Origin of the sequence: Pseudomonas sp. GWSMS-1 (assembly GCF_049847425.1) — a bacterium.
In the GTDB taxonomy this organism is placed as follows: domain Bacteria; phylum Pseudomonadota; class Gammaproteobacteria; order Pseudomonadales; family Pseudomonadaceae; genus Aquipseudomonas.
Genome location: NZ_JBMHHV010000005.1, coordinates 2608444 through 2626967, shown reverse-complemented (window position 1 = coordinate 2626967; position 18524 = coordinate 2608444). Strand labels below are relative to the sequence as shown.

Annotated in this window: 21 protein-coding genes; 4 read left to right on the top strand and 17 right to left on the bottom strand. The window is 60.5% G+C overall.

Annotated elements, in window-relative coordinates; translation table 11 throughout:
• Positions 1 to 137: 137 nt before the first annotated feature.
• Positions 138 to 692 carry a thermonuclease family protein gene (locus tag ACEPAJ_RS16040; RefSeq protein ID WP_425916103.1) on the bottom strand — a complete coding sequence of 185 codons (555 nt, stop codon included), beginning with the start codon at positions 690 to 692 and terminating at the stop codon, positions 138 to 140.
• 267 nt (positions 693 to 959) lie between these two features.
• On the opposite strand from ACEPAJ_RS16040, the gene ACEPAJ_RS16035 reads away from it, so the two are divergent.
• Positions 960 to 1295 (top strand): hypothetical protein, encoded by a 336-nt coding sequence (locus ACEPAJ_RS16035; RefSeq protein ID WP_425916101.1) that lies wholly within the window; start codon positions 960 to 962, stop codon positions 1293 to 1295.
• 72 nt (positions 1296 to 1367) lie between these two features.
• On the opposite strand, the gene ACEPAJ_RS16030 is transcribed toward ACEPAJ_RS16035, so the two are convergent.
• The 6 genes from ACEPAJ_RS16030 to ACEPAJ_RS16005 form a co-directional block, all read right to left on the bottom strand.
• A complete protein-coding gene (locus ACEPAJ_RS16030) occupies positions 1368 to 1733 on the bottom strand; it encodes an abscisic acid-deficient protein Aba4 family protein (protein ID WP_425916099.1) in 366 nt (121 codons plus the stop codon).
• 122 nt (positions 1734 to 1855) lie between these two features.
• Positions 1856 to 2524, bottom strand: a complete 669-nt coding sequence (gene msrA / locus ACEPAJ_RS16025; RefSeq protein WP_425916097.1) for a peptide-methionine (S)-S-oxide reductase MsrA — start codon at positions 2522 to 2524, stop codon at positions 1856 to 1858.
• 2 nt (positions 2525 to 2526) lie between these two features.
• On the bottom strand, positions 2527 to 3042 hold the full coding sequence (gene msrB / locus ACEPAJ_RS16020; protein ID WP_425916095.1) for a peptide-methionine (R)-S-oxide reductase MsrB: 516 nt from the start codon (positions 3040 to 3042) through the stop codon (positions 2527 to 2529).
• Between the two features lie 119 nt (positions 3043 to 3161).
• Complete coding sequence (locus ACEPAJ_RS16015; RefSeq protein ID WP_425916093.1) at positions 3162 to 4199, bottom strand: GGDEF domain-containing protein; 1038 nt, start codon at positions 4197 to 4199, stop codon at positions 3162 to 3164.
• A gap of 136 nt (positions 4200 to 4335) precedes the next feature.
• Positions 4336 to 4761, bottom strand: coding sequence for a GNAT family N-acetyltransferase (locus tag ACEPAJ_RS16010; RefSeq protein ID WP_425916091.1), 426 nt, complete (start codon positions 4759 to 4761; stop codon positions 4336 to 4338).
• A 71-nt stretch (positions 4762 to 4832) separates the two neighbouring features.
• Positions 4833 to 4964 carry a hypothetical protein gene (locus tag ACEPAJ_RS16005; RefSeq protein WP_425918153.1) on the bottom strand — a complete coding sequence of 44 codons (132 nt, stop codon included), beginning with the start codon at positions 4962 to 4964 and terminating at the stop codon, positions 4833 to 4835.
• 308 nt (positions 4965 to 5272) lie between these two features.
• Here ACEPAJ_RS16005 and ACEPAJ_RS16000 point away from each other — a divergent pair, with 308 nt between their 5' ends.
• Positions 5273 to 6589, top strand: coding sequence for a phospholipase (locus ACEPAJ_RS16000; protein WP_425916089.1), 1317 nt, complete (start codon positions 5273 to 5275; stop codon positions 6587 to 6589).
• Here the strand turns inward: ACEPAJ_RS16000 and ACEPAJ_RS15995 are convergent.
• The 7 genes from ACEPAJ_RS15995 to ACEPAJ_RS15965 all read right to left on the bottom strand — a co-directional run bounded on the left by ACEPAJ_RS15995 (position 6564) and on the right by ACEPAJ_RS15965 (position 14337).
• Positions 6564 to 7451 carry a hypothetical protein gene (locus ACEPAJ_RS15995; protein WP_425916087.1) on the bottom strand — a complete coding sequence of 296 codons (888 nt, stop codon included), beginning with the start codon at positions 7449 to 7451 and terminating at the stop codon, positions 6564 to 6566. The two genes, ACEPAJ_RS16000 and ACEPAJ_RS15995, sit on opposite strands and share 26 nt — an antisense overlap.
• Positions 7452 to 7554: 103 nt before the next feature.
• Positions 7555 to 9294 carry an N-acyl-D-amino-acid deacylase family protein gene (locus ACEPAJ_RS15990; RefSeq protein ID WP_425916085.1) on the bottom strand — a complete coding sequence of 580 codons (1740 nt, stop codon included), beginning with the start codon at positions 9292 to 9294 and terminating at the stop codon, positions 7555 to 7557.
• 128 nt (positions 9295 to 9422) lie between these two features.
• Entirely contained in the window at positions 9423 to 9749 is a 327-nt protein-coding gene (locus ACEPAJ_RS15985; RefSeq protein ID WP_274086847.1) for a DUF2025 family protein, read from the bottom strand.
• Between the two features lie 164 nt (positions 9750 to 9913).
• On the bottom strand, positions 9914 to 10534 hold the full coding sequence (locus ACEPAJ_RS15980; protein ID WP_425916083.1) for a hypothetical protein: 621 nt from the start codon (positions 10532 to 10534) through the stop codon (positions 9914 to 9916).
• A gap of 190 nt (positions 10535 to 10724) precedes the next feature.
• On the bottom strand, positions 10725 to 11426 hold the full coding sequence (locus ACEPAJ_RS15975; RefSeq protein WP_425916081.1) for a YebC/PmpR family DNA-binding transcriptional regulator: 702 nt from the start codon (positions 11424 to 11426) through the stop codon (positions 10725 to 10727).
• A gap of 198 nt (positions 11427 to 11624) precedes the next feature.
• Positions 11625 to 12926, bottom strand: coding sequence for a Glu/Leu/Phe/Val family dehydrogenase (locus tag ACEPAJ_RS15970; protein ID WP_425916080.1), 1302 nt, complete (start codon positions 12924 to 12926; stop codon positions 11625 to 11627).
• A gap of 100 nt (positions 12927 to 13026) precedes the next feature.
• Positions 13027 to 14337, bottom strand: coding sequence for an MFS transporter (locus ACEPAJ_RS15965; RefSeq protein ID WP_425916079.1), 1311 nt, complete (start codon positions 14335 to 14337; stop codon positions 13027 to 13029).
• Positions 14338 to 14626: 289 nt separating this feature from the next.
• On the opposite strand from ACEPAJ_RS15965, the gene ACEPAJ_RS15960 reads away from it, so the two are divergent.
• Positions 14627 to 15511, top strand: coding sequence for an EamA family transporter (locus ACEPAJ_RS15960; protein WP_425916078.1), 885 nt, complete (start codon positions 14627 to 14629; stop codon positions 15509 to 15511).
• A gap of 5 nt (positions 15512 to 15516) precedes the next feature.
• Here the strand turns inward: ACEPAJ_RS15960 and ACEPAJ_RS15955 are convergent, their stop codons facing one another.
• The 3 genes from ACEPAJ_RS15955 to sstT form a co-directional block, all read right to left on the bottom strand.
• The gene (locus tag ACEPAJ_RS15955) at positions 15517 to 15762 is read right to left on the bottom strand and encodes a hypothetical protein (RefSeq protein WP_425916076.1); all 246 of its coding nucleotides are present in this window, start codon (positions 15760 to 15762) and stop codon (positions 15517 to 15519) included.
• Positions 15763 to 15915: 153 nt separating this feature from the next.
• Positions 15916 to 16197, bottom strand: coding sequence for a peptidylprolyl isomerase (locus ACEPAJ_RS15950; protein ID WP_274086841.1), 282 nt, complete (start codon positions 16195 to 16197; stop codon positions 15916 to 15918).
• Positions 16198 to 16344: 147 nt separating this feature from the next.
• Positions 16345 to 17565, bottom strand: a complete 1221-nt coding sequence (sstT, locus tag ACEPAJ_RS15945; RefSeq protein WP_425916073.1) for a serine/threonine transporter SstT — start codon at positions 17563 to 17565, stop codon at positions 16345 to 16347.
• Positions 17566 to 17837: 272 nt separating this feature from the next.
• Here sstT and ACEPAJ_RS15940 point away from each other — a divergent pair, with 272 nt between their 5' ends.
• Positions 17838 to 18500 (top strand): YceH family protein, encoded by a 663-nt coding sequence (locus ACEPAJ_RS15940; protein WP_425916071.1) that lies wholly within the window; start codon positions 17838 to 17840, stop codon positions 18498 to 18500.
• The last annotated feature ends 24 nt before the right edge of the window (positions 18501 to 18524 follow it).

Below are 18524 nucleotides of genomic sequence, written 5' to 3'. Positions count from 1 at the left end.
GTATTACCTATAGATTAAGGCGCAGGTGAGCGGTAGCGCTGAAGCGCAACTCAGGCTGTAGATGCCATGGGGCGCAGGGCCAAATTGGTGGGTGGGGGCGAGGTGATGGTTGTTGTGGCGGGCCGGTTGCCTGGGCCTTAGTCGCTGCCAAACTGCGAAAACGACGCCGGTCGGCTGTGCTTGGTTTTTGGTGGTACTGAAATCCTACCGGCGTAACGCCAATCCCAAGGGGCGACTATGGACTCAGCTGGAAGCCGCCAAAGGCCTTTGCCCATTTTTCTGGCCAAGGTTTCGGCATCTTTCAGCCTGTGGTCCTTCAGCTGCCGGGTATAGGCCCAGGCTGCGCCTTGTTCGACCAAGGTATAATTCACGTCTACGCCGCCGACGAAAGCGCGCGCCAGCGTTCTGCCGTAGCGATCCACTTCTTGCACATGCAGGAGAAGCTGTTTTTCCAACACCAGATCAGACAGCGCCTGCTTGGCTTCAGCGCCATAGGGCTGCTTTCTTTCCGGTGCGTCAATTTCCGCAAGGCGCACTCGCAGCCTTTTGTTATCAGTGCTCAGACAGCTAAAGGTGTCGCCTTCGCTAATGGTCATCACCCGGCAGATCAACTGCTCAGCAAGCGCCAGGCCCGGCAGGCAGGCGAGAAGGAGTAGAGCGATACGGATAGTCATCTGGTTGGCGATGCTCACGCGAATGCATAGCCGTTGATAGTAATAAATGCCTGCCGGATTAAGCGGGACGGGTATCGCGAAATAGCGCTGTGGGGTGTGCGAAGTGCTGATCCTGCGTTGGACGCTGGGGGGCTTGTGCTTTCCAGCAAACCGAGGATTATTGCTCATTATTTGAGCAATTAAGCCGCGGGCGGATGCTCTGTCTGGATCAATGGTCGGAACCGCAGGCGGGCTGGTGTTACCAAACCTTCAGGTTCGTTTCGCGCCCATGGCGCAGAGGTAGTAATGACGATGCGCAGATATGTGCTCAGTTTGGTGGCTTTGCTGATGGTGACTTCGCTGTATGCCGAGCCGCAAGCGCCGCAGACACTGCGGGTCATTCCGAAAACCTATATCAGCCCTGGTGCCAGCGGCAGCATTGGCAGCTCTCAAACCATAGAAAATCACAACCTTTATGGTGGGCAGCGGTTACCCGAAGGGCTGCAGCGCCATGAGCAGCGCTACGGCAGTCAATCGCTAGAAAACCGTGGCACGATCAAGCAAACGATTGAGTACCCCAATGGTTACCGCATACAGCAGTACCCGGGCCAGAGCACGCACTCGGAAGAACGCAGCCGCTAACTCAGGCCGCTAGAGCCAAGCTCCAGCGCAGCGCTAAAAAGGCCAGCAAACCCAGCGGCCCAAACATCAGCGTCAGCACATAGCAGGGCAGCAGAGCCCAGTGGCTGATGCCCGCGATGGCCCTTCGTGGCGGATATACAGGCCCACCATCAGATCGAACGCCAGAATATGCACCCACGCCGCCAATGCAGCTGTGGGTTGGCGCAGCAATGAGAGCACGCCAGCCAGGCTGAAGAAGCCTGGTTTGCCACTGCCAGGTTCGGGGCGCTGGCGCATGGCGAAAAACAGCAGCCAGCTGTAGAGGAGGGCCAGCACGACCACGCTGAGCCCCAGTACCAGTTCATCGGTATAGGGCCAGGCTGGCAGGCAGACCAGCATCAGCCAACCGCCCAGGGCGATCAGTGAGGTGAGTTTGAACAAAGGTTTTAACTGGGCCATGGTTGTGCTCACTGGGCAACGTGTGAACTCAACCATAGCGGATGCGGCGATTGCCGCCTCTAGGTATCAGCGGCTGAATACAACGTCATCAGTTGGCGCGAGGGCCAACTGATGCGCATGGCTTACGGCTTCTTGCCCCAGAGTTGCTCCAGGCGTTGGTCGCGGCCGCAACCGTTGCGGTAGTAGGTATAGCGCAGCGGATTACGCTGGTAGTAGTCCTGGTGATAATCCTCGGCGGGGTAGAAGGTTCCTGCGGGGAGGATTTCTGTGACCACCGGCGCCGGTAAGCGCCCGGATTTATCCAGGGCGGCTTTGGAGGCTTCAGCCAACTGCTGTTCTTCGGCCGTGCTGTAGAAGATTGCGCTGCGGTACTGCGAGCCGCGGTCGCAGAACTGTGCGTTGGCGGTGATCGGGTCGATGGTCGGCCAGAAGGCCTCCAGCAGTTGCGCATAGCTGGTTTTACTTGGGTCAAAGCGCACGCGCACGGCTTCAATATGCCCGCTATTGCCGGCTGAAACCTGCTCATAAGTGGGGTTGTCGACATGCCCGCCGATATAGCCGGAGGTGGTTTCAATCACGCCAGGTACTTTGTCGAAGTCCGATTCGGTGCACCAGAAGCAGCCGCCGGCAAAGATCGCTACCCCCGGGTTTTCCACCGTTGTTGTGTTGGCTTGCATGGGTGCTTGGGGGGCCTGCGCCGCGGTGGGTTCACAGGCGGCCAGCAGGCCACCCAGAACAAGCACAGCGCTGGCGAGCAAACGGCTGCGCCAGTGGGACGTAATGTGGGTCATGTTTAGCTCCGCAGTTCGGGTAGGGGCTCGTCTTTGGCAACAAAGCGCAGGGCTACGCCGTTATTGCACCAGCGTTCGCCACGAGGCTTGGGACCGTCATCAAACACATGGCCCTGGTGGCCGCCGCAACGCGCGCAGTGGTATTCAGTGCGTGGGAAAAACAGCTTGAAGTCGCGTTTTTGGCCCATGTGCCCGGCAATCGGCTGGGTGAAGCTGGGCCAGCCGGTGCCGCTTTCATATTTGTCTTGGCTGGCGAACAGCGGCAGGTAACAGGCGGCGCAGATATAGGTGCCGTCGCGTTTTTCCTGATTCAGCGGGCTGCTGCCAGGGGCTTCCGTGTCTTCCTCGAACAACACGGCATATGCCTCGGGCGTTAGCAGGTCGCGCCAGGCGCTGTGCGGCTTGTCCAGTGGCGTGATGGTGCTGGCAATGGCTTGCGCCAGGCTGAGCGGGGCGTGGCTGAGCAGGGGCAGGGCTGGCATCAGGGCGATCGCCTTGAGCAGGGAGCGTCTCTTCATGGCAGTGCTCTCAAGTGGGTGTGGCCAATAGACCGACACAACGCCGAGTTGTTACAGCGTTGTGGGTCAGGTCGGATAATTTTCCAGCTGCAGAGTGTAAGCGAAGATATACCGCAGGATTAGACGATGGGCTGGGGGCTTGCTGTATTGACGCCGTCATTGATGACGATGCAGTTACGTCCGGCGCTCTTGGCTTCATACAGGCGTTGGTCTGCGCGCTGCAGCATGTCTTCCCAATGCTCATCGCGGCGCATCATCGCACCGCCAACCGACATGGTCACGGGGCCGCCCGGCCCACGCAGGTGTAGGCGAACGTGCTGCTGAAGATTTTGGGCCGCGGCCAATAGGCCGTCGCTGTCGGTATTGGGTAGTAGCAGGAGAAATTCCTCGCCGCCGAAGCGGAACAGGCGATCCTCCTTGCGTGAGGCACTTTTGATCAGCTCGACAAAGTCGATCAGCACCTGATCACCGGCCTGATGGCCATAGTTGTCGTTGACCCGTTTGAAATGGTCCAGGTCCATGGTCAAAACGCCATAGCTGTTGCCGTGACGCCGATTTAAGGACGCTGCGATCTTCAGCTCCTCGTTCATCGCCCGGCGGTTACGTGCGCCGGTTAGCGGGTCATGAATGGCCAGTTGCTGCAACTGATCGCGCTGGCTGCTGGTGCGATAGGCAAAGACGAAGCTGAGGATGCTGGCCATCATGCTGGTGACCAGAAACGACACCATCTGGTAGTCGCTTTCAAACACCGCGCCAGGCGTTAGCTGGCCGTAACCCACCAGCGTCATGAGCATCAGAATGGTGGCCACTAAGGCTTTGCCAGGTGACACCATAAAGAAGTTGAACAAGATCAGCGGATAGATCCAAAACAGGCCGTTAACGCCCAGGTTGATGGCGATCAGGGTTGCCGCAACGGAGAAGATGCTGGCCAGGTAGATACCCGGTTTGACGGTGTCGCTGGTGCGCCAGGCATAAAGCACTGCGAGCACCGTAGAGGTGACAATTACCGTATCGGCGGTGCCCACCAGGTAGTTGCCAGTGGCAAGCCGGTATACGGCATAGGGGCTAATGCCGATGACGCCAAAAAGGCCCATCAGCGTAATGATGGACAACTGAAAGTCGTTACGCAGGCGTCTGAATAACCGCGATGTGCGCATAGGGAAAGACCCTGTTGTCGTTGTTATGGGCTAAGCATGCAGAGCTTGGCCTGGCGATAGCAATAGTAAAGTTGAGCAAAGTGCCAGTATGGATGCCATCAAGCGGATAGCGCTTGGCTAACCGGGCAACCGCACGTTAAACCTTGTGCGGCTGGGTTTGCCCAGGGGCGCGGGAGAACGCTTGCAAGCTTTTGCTGCGCTGATAACGGCTTAGGCGCTCAGCCAATGGCTGGGGCAGATCGGTGCAAGGGGTAAAACCCTGGCGACGATAGAAATCGTGCAGCTGCGGGTGGCAGAAAAGCCAGACCGGCGTGGTGCAGTGTGCGAGAGCCGCTTCGATCAACTGACTTGCGATGCCTTGTTCGCGCATCGGCGAGGCCACCAGCAGGCTGGTCAGCCAGTGACCGTGTGCGACGCTTTGCAGGCACAGCGCTGCCATGATGTCCGGGTTTTCGGCGACCCAAATCTGTGCGCCTGACGTGGCGCGCATGGCTGAGCGTTGGCTGCGGTAGAACTTGTCGGCAAGTGGCTTGAGTGGGGTGGGGAGTTGGCGGTAATGCATAACGGCTTAGCGGTTGTAGGGGTTATTGGAATGCCTGAGTGCAAGCGCGATGCCTGCCTCAGGTCGTTAACTCAGACGTTAGCCGCGTGGCTTCCGAGCAGGGTTTTTGCACCTTGCTTGTCTTTTTTATCCATGCGTTTTTCGCTGGCTGTTTTCAGCGGCTTTTTTTTCGCTTGTTTCTTTGAATCCATACCTTTGCTCATGATCTTCACCTCTGACAATGTCGTGGTTGAATAGTCTGGAGCGGGCCATCTCGTCGCGCTAAGGCGAGGCTGGTGTTTTGAGTCTACGCCGATGGTGGCCGAATAGCTGGGGCGTTATCCGGCCCTGGCTTATATGTGTGGGTTCGACTGGTTAACACTTCACCTGCAAAGTCAGCGGCTGGCGGTGACAGCCTGAGTTTGCCGCCGCAGCCTGATAAGTGAATGGGCTGACTTGATACGACAGTGCCAGGTAGCGGTCCAGGCGTTAGGCTGTGGCTCTTTGCCTTGCTACCTGCGTCGGAGTCACCTTGAAGCCATTGTTGCTGTTGCTATCTGCCTGCTGCTTGGCCTGTCAGCCGTTAAGCGCTCTGGCTTGGTCCAATCACTCGCTCGGCAGTCAGTTGGCATTGCAGGCACTGCCGGAGTTGCAGCGCACGCTGAATTACGAGCCATTGCAGGCGTTTCTCGATGATCAGGCGCCGGCCATTGAGCAGTTGCTGGATGAACAGGAAGCCTTTGCCCACACGCACTTCCCTGATTACCCAACGCGACCCGATGCTTTGCGCTTTAGCGCCCTTGCGACGGCCGACAGGCGCAGCGCGTTCCTGCATGCGTTGCGGGTTAATCCACAGATTCGCCTAGCCGGCTTTGTCCAGCAATTGCCGGGGCAGGCCGATGATGGCCGAGCGCGCCTGCCTGCCGAGCAGGTGCTGGTGTTTCGCAAGATCGGCCCCTGGAGCCATTGGCGTTATCTAGCCTTGCAGCCGGGCGAAGCGGTGAGTGCCGTGCAGGTGCTCAGCAGTGCGGCTGATGAGCCGGACTATGGCCACGACATCAACCTGTTCAGCGACAACCCAGGCAAAGTCGGCGGGCAGTACAACTTTGGCGAGCAGCCGTTTGGTGATGCGCGCTTTGAGTACTCCTCCCAAGCCCCTTTCCATATCGGTTATTACCACGAGCCGGCGCTGGTGTTTCAGGCGGCGCCCTACCTGCGGCGTACCCTGCCGCATTGGCGTATCTACCAATACGCCGGCCTGGCGAGGCTGGCTCTGGAAAGCGGGCATGATTACTGGGGCTATCGTTTTCTCGGCTGGGCGCTGCACTACATGCAGGACCTGACCCAGCCCTACCACGCCAAGACCGTGCCGGGCTTCACCACGCCCGAACTGATGCTGATTGCCCTCAAAGGCGCTTTGGGTTATCCCGACGATCGCCTGGCAGCCATTGCTCGTGTGACGGACCGGCATACGGCTCTCGAGGAATACCAACTTCAACGTATGCAGCAGCTGATGGCGGAGCAGGCCGCCGCGCCACTGTTACAGGCCTATACACAGGCGCCGCCAGGCAGTTACCCCGCTTACTCCGCGGACTACGCGCAGCAGGTGGTGGCCGCTGAGTCGTACGCCAGCGCCGATGCCTTGGATGAAGTGATTGGCCAGTGGCTGGCACGCAAGCCGGTTGCTGCTCCAGGTTTCAGTGGGGGCAATCAGTTGGCTCAGGTTGCCGTCGACCCGCTGTTGGAGCAATTGCTGCAGGCGCTGTTTAAACGTTTCGGCGCACACACCCGCGCGGTTGTGCAGGCCACTCTGGCTCAACCGTCTAGCCCTCCGGCGGCGCGGGAGTGAACCACAGCTCGCGTCGCTGCAAGGGCGTGGCACTGGGCAAAAAAGGGTTTTGCAGCTCGATGACCTGACGCTGGTGCAGTTGCGCGCGCTTCAGGTCAGCCGCGAAATGCTCTTGGAACAGGCGCTCGAATGAACCATCGGCAATCGCCCTCTCCAAGCCGAGCTGCAAGGTTTGCGCTAGCTCTGGGCGTTGGCGCGAGACGAAAAAATACATCGCGGCGGGGTAGTGCAGCAGCACATGACTGTCGGCAACCAACTGCTTGCTGCGGGGATGTTTAAGCTCATCCCAAATTTCGATCACCGAGCGCGGAAAGTAATCGAAGCGTTGCGCATGGAGCATGCGAAACAGGCTGCCGTAATTGGCTGAAATGTTGACTGGCAAGCCATTGCTGCGAAGAATGTCAGTGTCCGGCCAATCGTGCCCTTGACCGGCGGAAAACGGGTGCAGGTCGTTGAGTGAGCGTACATCCTTGAGCAGCTCGGCGCGGCTGCTGGGCAACAGAGCAATACGCCAGCCATACAAGCCTTTATCCAGCGGAATGCGCACGGGCAGCAGGCGTTGTTCGCGCTCACGGCTGGTCATGCTCCAGACCACATCGAGGCGTTCGTTGAGCTCCAGGTTAACCAGTGCGCGCTCTTGCTCCATGCTGTAGTACGAGGGCTCTAAGCGTAGAGAGCTGCCGGCTTTTTCCAGTGCCAGTTGCAGTTGAGCCAGCTCATATGAGGAGCGAAATTCATCACCCTCGGTACGCCGGGGGTAGTGAATAACACCCGCTTCATCGGCGTATAGCGGGGGCAGTAGGCTGAGCAGCAGCAGGCCTAGAAGCCAGCGCCAGAAGGCCTTTGCAGGCATGTTGTGCATTATTATTGGCGTCCTTTCAGCATATAGGGTGGGCGGCCCACCGGTCTGTGCGGCGCACAGTATGCCAGCCTGTAGGACTATCGCTAGGCTTCAGTTGAAGGCTTTAGCGACTGCGTAAAAACTGCCCATAACCGCGTTTTTGTCCGAGCTCGCGGGCACATTCGCCCTGCTGAAAGGCGATGCGCCCGTTGATCAGCACCGCATCCACTGCCGCGCCACGGTTGACCATGCGTTGCAAACCGCCGAAGGCTTCCATGGGCGCCTCCTGGTAGCTGGCCAGGGATTCATCCAGTGCGCTTGGGTCGATAACCACCAAGTCAGCCCGTGCGCCTTCGTAGAGCCTGCCTGCATCAATGTCGAACCATTCGCCGAGCTCGCCGGTCAGGCGCCAGATCGCGGTTTCGATCGGCATCACCGGCTGGCCGCGCAGTTCGGCATCGCGCACCAGCTTGAGCAGGCGCACCCCGAAGTTGTAAAAGGCCATGTTGCGGATATGCGCGCCGGAGTCGGCAAAGCCGATCAGCGTGCTCGGTTCGCACACCAGTTTCGCCACCACCTCAGGGCGGTGGTTGGCGATCAGGGTACGCCAGCGCAGGCGCGGGCCGTGGGCGACGAGCAGGTCGAGAAACAGGTCGGCGGGGTGTTCATTGCGGGCTTTGGCCAATTCGCCAACGCTTTTGCCGACCACGCTGGCGTCTGGGCAGTCGACGATCCACGCGTCATCAAAGTCGCGGTGCCAGACTCGTGGGCCGAACTTCTTCTCCACATCCTGGCGAAAGCGTCGGCGGTAATCCGGGTCCTGGAACAGCTGGCTGCGCAGGTCGTGGCTGGCTAGGTGCAGCGCGGCCTGACCGGCGGGGAATTCCTCGAAGACCACGAACTCCATGCCGTCGGCGTAGGTTTCAAACGGCACCGGCAGGGTCTGCCAGCGAAAGTCGGCGTGGGTCAGGCGGTTGATCCAGCGGGTCAGTGGGCCGAGTACCGGTGCCAGCCAAAGGTCGGCTTTGACGTCCATCAGGGTAATCAGGGTGGTTTTCAGCGGCTTGCGCCACCCGCCGCCGATGCTGGCCCAGAGAAAGGCTAGGACATTTAGTTTAGTCACCAGATTCGGCGCGCCCTGATGAATGCGCCCGCGCCGCCGCAGGATCTTGTTCAGCCGTGCGTATTCGGCCCAAGGCGCATACACCGAGGGCAGGGATTTGGAGCGCTGGCGGTCGCCGTCGAGCTTGTCCCAGGGGTTGGTCATGCTCGACAGGCCGAGTAGGCCGGCGTCCAGCGCCTCTTCCAACAGGCGCTCCATTTGCTGCAGTTCGCGTTCACTGGGGCGCACCTTGGCGTCGACGGCGCGTTCCAGGCCCATTACGGCAACGCGCAGGTCTGAGTGGCCGAGGAAGGAGCAGATATTCGGCCCCAGTGGGTGTTGATCGAGAAAGGCGGCGAATTCGCTGGCGCTGTTCCACGTCTTGCGTGCTTGCAGCAACGGCAGCACATGTTCGCGCGGCACCGACTCGACGCGGGTGAACAGGTCGGAGCAGTCTTCCGGGCTGGACAGCACCATGCTGATCGAGCAGCTGCCAATCATCACCGTGGTCACGCCATGGCGCACCGATTCCTGCAGCGCAGGCGCCGCCACCAGCTCCGCGTCGTAATGAGTGTGCATGTCGATAAAACCGGGCGTGACCCAGCGGTTGCTGGCGTCGATAACCTGGGCGCAGCCGCTTTCATCCAGGGCGCTTGCGCTGATGCGCAGCAGTTTGCCGTCGGCGATGCCGAGGTGGCGCAACACCCCTGGCGTGCCGCTGCCATCGAAAAACAGCGCATTCTTGATCAGCACATCGAACATCGGCAGGCTCCTGGGTGAATAACATCATCCAGGCGAGCTTAGTCTGCCGAGCGCCGCGACTGTGAGGGTGTAAGTGAACAACCAACGGCTTATTCGGCCATGGTGCTGTGCGGCGCGTTATCCGGCGTTTAAGCGCTAAGGCGCCGCCGCTCGGCGCTGATCTCGGGTAGGTCCGCACGGCGCACGTAAACACGCAGCGGCTCGCTGATGGCCAGGCGATCATCGATGTTTTGTTCCAGCAGCAGTTGCAGACGTGCACGGTCGAGGTTCATGAGTTCGCCGTCAAAGGCGCGCCAGACGAATTCGCAGGTGGGGGTGATGCTCTGTTCGAGTACGTCGAGGCCGAAGGAGTCTTCAGAAAAACGTACGATGTAGCGCCCGGTCTTGGCATTGAAACCGACAAAACCCTGCAGTTGGTCAGCCGCCGCGCAAATGTGGGTAGAGGTGATGCTCATGGAGGCCTCGTCGATGGCAGTTGGAGGGCGAACCCTCAGAAAGTCATCGGCATAGGCTAAAGCGCCAGGGGCAGAGCATCTTGCTCAGGGTCAATGGATGGGCTTGACGGTTAAGCAGCGCTTATCGTGATACGGCGAGCGTGTGTCGCTCGCCGGTTGCTTACTCAGTCTTTGCGAGGGCTGGAGAATGCACTGACGGTGCCGAATGGCGAGCTGTGCATGCCCACCTTGACCGCCATCAGGGGGGAGTTGTTCACCCATACGTCGTCGATCACGATGGTCTGACCGAGGTCATCGTTATCGGCCGCCACGAGCAGGTAATAGGTGCCGTCTTCTGTGGCTTCACCGTCCCAGCTCAGGCTGATCTGCCCGACTGCTGCTGTGGCGTGCGAGGGTTTGTCGGCAATCACGGCGCCGTAGGCATCCAGCAGCATGGCGCGCGGTTTCAAGGCGAACTTGCTCACGCCGAGGCAGGGCTTGTTGCACAGTGAGCGCACGTTAAGGGTGTAGCGTTCACCCTTCTTCAGCTGCAGGGAAAAGATCCGGTAGTTGGAGATCGAGCTGCCGAAGTCCATGCGCGGTTCATCGGCGCTAATCGGCCACTGCGGGGCCAGCAGGCCGGGGTTTAGCGGCAGCGGGATGGCTTTGCTGTTATGGATGGCCTCCAGGGTGCTTTTGGCCATTGGGCTGGTGCCCGCCACAACGTCTTGCTGGTAGACCGTCTGCGAGTTGCTGGCGCAGGCGCCGAGCAATAGGCACGCAGCCAGAGTGAGAAACTTGTGCACGGTAAAACTCCTGTGGGGCAACGTCCTTGTGTACACGCTGGGCGCTGGTGGCGCGGCGGCCGGCGATTCTACTCGCTTTGTGGTGCGATGGGGCGGTGAATCTGCCCGGTTACTGAGCTGCGCACACGCATTGGCGCCGTTCATAGGCTCGCTGGGCGTCCTGCCCGGCGAGCCTGAGGCAAACGGTGAGTTAGCCGGAAAGCCCGACATAGACGTTCTGTACGTCATCATGGGCATCGAGCGCTTCAAGAAATGTTTCGACTTCTTCGAGCTGTTCGGCCGTCAGGCTGCTGACCGGGTTTTTCGGGATATAGCCGAGCTTGGCCGCGTTGACGCTAAAGCCGTGTTCCGGCAAGCCGCGGCATACAGCGTCGAGGTCAGTCGGCTCGGTGATAAACAGCGTGCCGCCTTCATCCGCCGGCTCGAAGTCTTGTGCACCGGCTTCAATCGCCGCTAGTTCGGCATCGGCGTCGCCTTCTGGCGAGGCTTCGATCATGCCGACGTGGTCGAAATCCCAGGTCACCGAGCCGGAGGCGCCCATCTGGCCCTTGCGGAACAACACGCGTACTTCCGCTACGGTGCGGTTGATGTTGTCAGTCAGGCACTCGATGATCACCGGCACCTGGTGCGGGGCGAAGCCCTCATAAGTGGCCGCGTGATAGGTCACGGTATCGCCCAGCAGGCCGGCGCCTTTCTTGATCGCCCGGTCGAGGGTTTCCTTGGGCATCGAGGCTTTTTTCGCCTGGTGAATAGCCAAGCGCAACTTGGGGTTCAGGTCCGGATCAGCGCCGTTACGCGCGGCGATCATGATCTCTTTGACCAGCCGGCCGAAGATCTTGCCTCTGGCGTTGGCAGCGGCTTCTTTAGGTTTGGCTTTCCATTGTGCGCCCATGGGTGCTCTCTCGGTCTGTACAGTCGGATGAGTCGTGTGTCTGCGCAGGAAGTGGGCGGCCAGACGAATTGTTTGGCCGCCCGCCCGCCGGCAGGCTGGCTCAGGTCAGCTGCGGATTTTAGTCGGTCTGCGAGTCGCTGGCACCCCCTCAATGCAGCATGGGGGCATCGAGGGTAGGTGCTCAGGCGACTAGGGGGCTCAGTCGCTGCGTGCGTTGAAGTAGGTGCGCGTGCCCTGATTGCTCATGGCGTCGGCGATGCGCTCGACGCCCTGCAGGTAGGCGGCCGTACGCAGGCTCACCTGCTCTGCTTCGGCGCGGGCGAAGCAGGCCTCGGCGGCTTTGCCGATGCGTTCATCCAGGCGCTGCTCAACGGTTTCCTCGCTCCAGTAGTCACCCGTGCGGTTCTGTACCCATTCCAAGTGGCTGACGATCACTCCACCGGCATTGACCAGCACATCGGGCAAAATCACTACGCCGGCATCTGCCAGCAGTTGGTCGGCCTTGCGGGTCACCGGCCCATTGGCGATTTCGAGGATGACTTTGGCCTTGATCCGCTCGGCATTGTCGTCATCAATCGCATCCTCGAGTGCGGCCAGCACCAGTACGTCGACATCCAGCTCAAGCAGCTCCTCATGGCTGATACGCTCGGCCTTGCTTTGCTCGCACACCGATTCGTCGCAATAGACCATGTCTTTGAGTTCGCGGGTTTGATTCTTGTGCTCCCAGATGGGCTGAGGGTCCAGGCCTGCTTTGTCATAGATCGCGCCCTTGGAGTCGGAAAGGGCGACGATGCGATAGCCCGCTTGATGAGCCAGGCGCGCGAAGTGGTAACCGGCGTTGCCGAAACCCTGCACGGCGATGCGCAGTTGTTGTGGGGACTTATCTTCGCGTGAGGCCCACAGTTGCAACACCTGCAAGGCGCCACGTCCGGTGGCGGCAACGCGGCCCGCCGAGCCGCCGAGGCCGATGGGTTTACCCGTGATCACGGCAGGCACCTGGCGGCGCTCGATCTGTGCGTATTCGTCGGCCATCCAGCCCATTACCGTGGCGTTGCTGTTGACGTCGGGCGCGGGGATGTCACGGTCAGGCCCGATCAGGTCATGGATGGCGCGGATATAACCCCGCGACAGGCGTTCCAGCTCCAGCCTGGACAGGCGCTTGGGATCGACGCAGATGCCGCCCTTGGCGCCGCCAAACGGGAGGTCGACCACCGCGCATTTGATGGTCATCCAAAAACTCAGGTCGGTCACCTCGGCGGCCGAGACCTTAGGGTGCAAGCGCACGCCGCCCTTGGTGGGGCCGCGGGTGTCGTCATATTGCACGCGCCAGCCCTGAAAGACCTCCAGGGTGCCGTCGTCCATACGCACCGGGATGCTGACCTGGGCGCTGAATTTGGCGCACGCGAGGCGCTGGCGCACATCCTCGGCTACGTTCAGGTGCTCGAAGATGCGCTCGATAAAGCTCTGGGCGTCTGCTTCGATCTCGGGTCGTGTGCTCATGGCGAACTTCCTCGGCTGGTTTGAATGTCTCGCTAGGGGCGCTTAATGAGTGGTCTGCGCGCGGTTGATGCAATTAATTAGGGCGCTGCACGCGTGGCTGTTATTCCACTTCCGGCAGGACGGTGGCCATCACGGCGCCAAGGGCGCCAAGCACTGATAGCAACAGGATAATTTGGCTGATTGTCATGACGGTACCCAGGGCTCCGGCGAAACCGAGCAGCAGCAGAATCAGGCCGATCAACGTATTGCTCACGGCCACATAGTCAGTGCGGCGGTTGCCTTGCGCCAAGTCGACCAGGTAAGTCTTACGGCCGATGCGTACGCCTTGGTGGGCAATGCTCAGGCCAAAGTAGAGTGCCGGCAGCATCCAGCCAATCGCCAGCCAGGCCGGTTGCAAGCTGTCGAGAAGGTAGACCAGTAGGCCGAGGCCCGCGCTCAGCCCTGCCGCGAGGATCATCACCCGGCGGCTAGAAAAGTCGGCAAAGCGTCCCCACAGTGGCGCGGAGATCAGGCTGGCGGCGCCGCTGGCGAGCATGAACAGGCCCAGCGTACTGGCGGCCGAACCGAGTTTCTGCTGGGCCAGCACCACGTAATATGGCGCGCTCAGGGCCGAACACAGCATCAGCGCACGGGTTATGACGAAGCGCCGGAAGGGACGATCGCTGCGCAGAATAGCGAGGCGTTTCAGCGCCTCGACTACGGCATTGCCACCGCCCTCGACGGCCCCCGGCTGCTCGCTGATGCGCGCGTAAATTGCCGCGGCGATCAGCCACAACAGGCCGGCGCCGGCCAGCAGCAGGCCATAGGCTTGCGGCGGCAGTTGAGCCGTGCTGCTGAACAACAGCAGCAGGGCCAAGGCAACGGTGACCAGTCCGGCGGCGCTGGCCGACCAGCCGTTGACCTGGCCACGTCGGGTTTTCGGGATGGTCTTGCCGAGTACATCTTTCGAGGCCACCGAACTCAAACCGCGAGCCAGGCTGAAGAGCACCAGCAGGCCAATGATCGCCCAGCCGGCCACCACGCCGTCCAGCGTCCACGCCACCAGGCCTATGGCACCGATAGCGGCAGCTTGCACCAGGCTGCCAAGGACCCAGACCCATTTACGCACGGCCACCGCGCGGATGTAGCTGGCGATAAACAGCTGCGGGATCAGCGAGCCGGACTCGCGGATTGGCACCAGGAAGCCGATCAGGTAAAGCGGCGCTTGCAGGGCCTCCATCACCCAGGGCAGTACCACCTTCGGGTTGGCCAGGGCGTCACCCAGTTTGCTGAAAAAGTGGCTGAGGATCATCAGCAAGAAGTTGCCCGGCACCACGCGGCAGGCCTGCTCATCGATTTCGCTGCAGACCCGCGCATCCTCCTCATTGACCAGCTGGTTATAGATGTTTGCGCTGAGACGGTTGCTGTCCATCGTCACTCCTCGCGAAAGTGGCGCCAGCGTGGCGCCGCCCACCGGCATGATGCCATCCCTGGGCAGACTGCGGTCCCTATAGGCAGATGCTTTGGCCAGCCGAGGGGCTCAAGGCGGCGGCAGAAAAACGCGCCAAGCGAGGGGTGGGGCGCGTTATGCGTGCAGTGACATTGAAGAATCCATTTCTTCATCTATCAGCGACTGTGTGCCTGGATTCAGCTGTAACTGTAGTGGGGGGCGGGCAGTCGCTGCTGGTTTAATGACCCTTTGCCTGTCAGGAGGCCGCGTTATGTTACCCAAGGATCTACTGCTGGCCCTGGTGGTTATCATCGTCTGGGGCATGAATTTCGTGGTGATCAAGATCGGCCTGGATGACATGCCGCCTATGCTGCTGGGGGCGCTGCGTTTTTTGCTGGCGGCATTTCCTGCGGTGTTGTTTATCAAGCGTCCGCAGATTCCGCTGCGCTGGTTGCTTGCCTATGGGTTGACCATCTCGCTGGGGCAGTTCGCGTTTCTATTCTCTGCCATGTCGGTCGGCATGCCGGCCGGCTTAGCGTCGTTAGTGCTGCAGTCACAGGCCTTCTTTACCCTGCTGTTCGCCGTGATGTTCCTCGGTGAACGCTTTCGCCTGACCAATCTGTTTGGTTTGTTGGTGGCTGCCGGCGGTTTGTTGCTGATTGGTTTGCAGGGCAATGGGCTGATGACACTGGCCGGTTTCCTGCTGACCCTGTGCGCCGCCGCGATGTGGGCGCTGGGCAATATCGTCACGCGCAAGCTGGGCAAGGTGAATCTGGTGGGGTTGGTGGTGTGGGGCAGCCTGGTGCCGCCACTGCCATTCTTTGCACTGTCTTGGCTGCTGGAAGGGCCGGCGGTAATCGAAACAGCACTGCGCGCTATCAATCTGGATACGCTGCTGGTGTTGGCCTACCTGGCATTCGGCGCGACCATCCTTGGCTACGGCCTTTGGAGCCGCTTGCTGTCGCGCTATCCGGCCAGCCAGGTGGCGCCGTTTTCCCTGCTGGTGCCGGTGGTGGGGATTACCTCAGCGGCCGTGTTGCTCGATGAGCACCTGAGCACCCTGCAGCTCTTAGGCGCGCTGCTGGTCATGCTCGGCTTGCTGCTGAATGTGTTTGGCGGCTGGCTGCAGGGGCGCTTACGCGCGCGACTGGGGTAGGGCGTTTAACGCTTGCCCATGGAGCGACGGGTGCCGCTGGGGGCTGCGCCGATCTTCTTTTCATGGGCGGATTTATTACCCTTCTGGTGCCAGGGTTGGTCATCGGCTTTACCGGATGCAGCCTTGGCGGCGCTAAACAGTGAGGCGAAGCCACGGGCTTTTGCTGGGGCTGCAGCTGTATCGCTGGGCGGCACGGCGTTGTCGGCAGCCTGAACGGCGAGAGTGGGTTCAGCTGCTGGGGAGTGAGTCATGGCAATGTCCGCGGGTGCGAGAGGAAAAGGCCGGCGAGTATACCTGGCTATGCCCCACGGCTTGCGACTGTTGATCAGCGGTATGGCGCCTGGCTGGCGCTGCGCGAAAACAGGCAGCTCGCTGGGCCTGGGCAGCCCAGCGAGTAGGCAGGATTAGTCCTGGCGGCTGGTCACTTCCAGCAGGTGATAACCGAACTGGGTTTTCACCGGGCCTTGCACCACGTTGACTGGGGCGCTGAATACTACGGTGTCGAATTCTTTAACCATCTGGCCTGGGCCAAACGAGCCAAGGTCGCCGCCGCTGCGGCTGGATGGGCAGCTGGAGTTGTCTTTGGCAACTTGGGCGAAGTCAGCACCGCCTTCGATTGCGGCTTTCAGTTCGTTGCACTTGTCTTCGCTGGCAACCAGGATGTGACGGGCAGTGGCGCGGGCCATGGGGGTTACTCCTAATAAAGAAGCGGCAAAGCCTACCGCAAACATTGCGCTATTCAAACGTTGTCGCGGCGTCGTTTATCGGCTGGCCAATAAAAAAGGCTTACCCGCGGGGGTAAGCCTTTTCCTGTACAGCGTTGTGACGCGTGTTTAGCTGCGTAGCTGATCAGCCATGCAGCCTGCCGCAGTAAACAGTACGTCAGTGGAGGAGTTCAGTGCCGTTTCCGCCGCGTCCTGCACGATGCCGATGATAAAGCCGACGGCCACCACCTGCATGGCCACATCGTTGGGAATGCCGAACAGGCTGCACGCCAGGGGGATCAGCAGCAGTGAACCGCCGGCAACACCCGACGCGCCACAGGCGCTGATGGAGGCGAGCAAGCTCAGCAGCAATGCCGTCGGCAGGTCAACGACGATGCCCAGGGTGTTAACGGCGGCCAGGGTCAGCACGGTAATGGTGATAGCTGCACCTGCCATGTTGATGGTCGCGCCCAGCGGGATCGAGACTGAGTAAGTTTCTTTATGCAGGCCCAGGCGCTCACACAGCTGCAGGTTTACCGGGATGTTGGCGGCCGAGCTGCGGGTAAAGAATGCCGTCAGGCCGCTTTCACGCAGGCAGGTCAGTACCAGAGGGTAAGGGTTGCGACGGGTCTTGAAGTAGACAATCGCCGGGTTGCTGACCAAGGCCACAAACAGCATGCAGCCCACCAGTACCAGCAGCAGGTGCAGGTAGTCGAGCAGGGCCGACATACCGGACTCAGCCAGGGTGGCCGCCACCAGGCCGAAGACCCCGAGTGGCGCAAGGCGAATCACCAATTTAACAATGCTGGTCACCCCATTGGAGAGGTCGGCGAGCATCTGCTTGCTGGTTGGGCTGGCATGCCGGAAGGCAAAGCCCAGGGCGATGGCCCAGGCCAGGATGCCAATAAAGTTACCCTTCAGCAGCGCGTTGATCGGATTGTCCACCACGTTCAGCAGCAGGGTCTTCAGCACTTCGCTGATGCCGCCGGGTGGCGACAACTCGGCGCTGTTACTGACCAGGGTCAGGCTTGAAGGAAAGGCATAGCTGGCGGCCACCGCAATCAGCGCAGCGCTGAAAGTGCCGATCAGGTACAGCATCAGAATGGGCTTGATGTGGGTTTGTTGGCCGTGTTGATGGTTGGCAATCGACGCCGCTACCAGCACGAACACCAGTACGGGGGCCACGGCTTTCAGCGCCGATACGAAGACGGTGCCAAGCAGGCTGACACTGGCCGCCGCATCAGGCAGGAACAGCGCAAGGGCGATACCCGCCAGCAAACCTATGGCAATTTGCAGCACCAGACTAGTGCGGTTGAGCAGGAGTAAAAGTGGGTGTTGAGCAGGGGACATTACGGGCATCTCTACTGGGCGGGCGGGCCTGCGATCTCTTCTATTGCCGACAGAGCTGGTAATCCCGGGCGGCTGGATGCATGGCGCGCAGTGCGCGTTACGAGGTTTTTCGCGGGGATAAAACAGGACCCCGCTGAAAAATAGCGCGCGACTTTAGCACAGCCGCCGTGGTTTACCTGCAGCGATGCATTGGCAGCCGCCCGGTGGCAGCTCTCTATCAACCAGCAGTCAGGCGGGCTAGGCTAGGGCTCCTTCAAGGTGCTGAGGTTTCTATGTCTGATGAATCTGTGGGTGAAGCGGCGATGCCCAGCTTGACCCTTGCCGAGGCGCGGGTCTTGGGTTGTTTAATTGAAAAGCAGTTAACCACTCCGGAAGCCTATCCCCTGACACTGAATGCCCTGGTGCTGGCCTGCAACCAGAAAACCAGCCGTGAGCCGGTGCTGAATCTAACTGCCGGGCAGGTCGGACAAGCGTTGCGCAGCCTGGAAGGGCGAGGAATGGCGCGCCTGGTGATGGGCAGCCGGGCGGATCGCTGGGAGCACCGCGTCGACAAGGCGCTGGAACTGGTAGCCGCTCAAGTGGTGTTGCTCGGCCTGCTCCTATTGCGTGGCCCGCAGACCCTTAATGAGTTGCTGACGCGCACCAGTCGTATGCATGATTTTGAGGATGTCGAGCAGGTGCAGCATCACCTTGAGCGCCTGATCAGCCGTGAGCTGGCATGCCTGCTGCCGCGTCAATCCGGGCAGCGTGAAGAGCGTTATATGCATGTGCTGGGCGATCCTGCTGATTTGCAGGCAGCGCTTGCGGCCAAGGTCAATGAGCCAGGTAGGGCGTCGAGTAGCTCGTCGCAGGATGGTCGAATCGAAGCGCTGGAGGCGCGAGTCGCGGAGCTGGAGCAACGGTTGGCACAGTTAGAGGCTGCCTTAAACGCCTAAAGCACCTCGTGGGTGCTTTAGGCG